Origin of the sequence: Chryseobacterium sp. SIMBA_028 (genome assembly GCF_046535285.1) — a bacterium.
Taxonomy (GTDB): Bacteria; Bacteroidota; Bacteroidia; order Flavobacteriales; family Weeksellaceae; genus Chryseobacterium.
Genome location: NZ_JAWRWZ010000315.1, coordinates 1 through 269, shown reverse-complemented (window position 1 = coordinate 269; position 269 = coordinate 1). Strand labels below are relative to the sequence as shown.

General features: G+C 59.1%; 1 protein-coding gene. It reads left to right on the top strand.

What is annotated here, in order from left to right; translation table 11 throughout:
- Positions 1–269: hypothetical protein (locus SCA31_RS23600; protein WP_410699443.1), on the top strand; the 269-nt coding region annotated here is incomplete at both ends.

Sequence of the window (269 nt, the reverse complement as noted above, 5' to 3'; positions counted from 1 at the left end):
CTATCTCTCAAAAGTCGCCGAAGGCAAGGTTCGAAACGAGTGCTATTTCGCCATGGACGCGACCCGGCCGAATGACCCGGGTGACCTGTCGGATGGCCGGTTTTATGTGATCTGCGAGGCCGACAGATCGTTTCGCGTCATTTCCGCAGGACATGGCGGTGGCCGCAACCTCCAGGGCGTGGCAAACTTTTCCAACGGCCGGGAATGCGCCAAAAACTTTGGCAACGCCCTCGATTCCAATCTGACCGCCGGCGGCGCCTATCTGACCA